The sequence below is a fragment of the Adlercreutzia sp. ZJ242 genome (assembly GCF_011038995.1).
Taxonomy (GTDB): domain Bacteria; phylum Actinomycetota; class Coriobacteriia; order Coriobacteriales; family Eggerthellaceae; genus CAAEEV01.
The window spans coordinates 1-1,424 of sequence record NZ_JAAKEE010000024.1 but is presented as its reverse complement, the minus strand read 5'-3'; the positions used below and the strand labels follow the sequence as shown (position 1 = coordinate 1,424).

Genomic DNA, 1,424 nt, shown 5'->3' with positions numbered 1-1,424 from the left:
GCGGCCGCGCCGATGCGCTTCTGCCACACGTCGTCGCTCATCGCGCCGCGCTGGTTCATGCGCCACTTGCCGAGCAGGGCCGACGGGGGGCCGAGGGTCAGGCCGCCGGGGCGGTCGATCGAGCCGGCCAGCGCCGCCAGGACGATGAACGCCTGGGACAGCTGCACGCCGTTCTTGTTCTGGTCGAAGGCCAGGCCCCACGCCCAGCCGATCGGGCGCTCGGTGCCGATGATGTGCGCGACGCGCCTGATGTCCTCGGCGTCGACGGTCGTGATCTCGGCGACCTTCTCGACCGGGTACTCGGCCGCGCGGGCCTTGACCTCGTCGAGGCCGTAGATCCAGTTCTCGGCGAACTCGTGGTCGTACTCGTCGTTCTCGAACATGAGGTTCATGATGCCGAGGGCGAGGGCGGTGTCGGTCTGCGGGCGGACCTGCAGGTTGATGTTGCCGTCATGCGCGCCGACCCAGGTGATGCGCGGGTCGATGCTGATGATCTTGGTGCCGAGCTTCATCATGTCCACCAGGCAGTGGCCGAAGAAGCCGTCGCCGTTGGAGGGCAGGGGCTCCTTGCCCCAGACGACGACCCACTTGGAGAGGGTGTACGCCGGGTCGTGGTAGCTTCCGGGCAGGTGCCCCGCGTAGTCGAGCTCGGGGTAGCCGGCGCCCAGCACGTAGTCGGCGATGGAGCAGCGCGGGCCGTAGCAGGACCAGCCGGACTGCGTGTAGCAGCAGTTCGGGGACTGCAGCACCGAGAACGTCAGCGCGTAGTAGTAGATGCACGCCTCGCGGCCGGTGCCGCCGAAGCACACGATGGACTCGGGGCCGTAGGTGTTCTGGAAGTAGCGGACCTTCTCGCAGATCGTGTCGAGGGCCTCGTCCCAGGTGGTGCGCTCCCACTTGTTCTTGCCGCGGTCCTCGAACGCGCGCTTCATCGGGTAGATGACGCGGTTGTCGGCGTAGGTGTACTCGCGCAGCGCGAGGTTCATGGCGTTGACGCGGCCGGTGGTGATCGGGTTGTCGTCGTCGCCCTCGATGCGGACGAGCTTGCCGTCCTTGGTGACGACCTTGACGCCGTACCCGACCGGGTGGGATCCCGGGGGGGACCAGGTGTTGGAGCGGGTGACGACGGTGCCGTCCTCCATTACGGTCTGCCACTGTTTACCGTATGCCATACTTTCCTTCTTTCTTCCACGTTTCTAACATTACCGTAGAAAACTTTTCGCATGTCCCGTGGTAGAACATGCTATCTGCAAGCATGCCTCGCCGGAGGTGGTTCTCCGCCTCGGCCGCCGCCTCCCATCCCTAGTTAAGAGGCGCCGTGCTTGAAGCCAGGGTTGCCTGCCCTCGGCGCCCGCCTCGCTCTCTCCTTCGAGGCGGGCCGGCCGGGGCAGGCTGAGGTTCCCGATCCTACTGGCCGGGGGCCT

General features: G+C 66.5%; 1 protein-coding gene. It reads right to left on the bottom strand.

From position 1 onward, the window contains the following. The coding region (locus G7Y49_RS07095) for a molybdopterin-dependent oxidoreductase (protein ID WP_165172425.1) at positions 1–1,172 on the bottom strand (1,172 nt) is incomplete at its 3' end. Between the last annotated feature and the right edge of the window lie 252 nt (positions 1,173–1,424).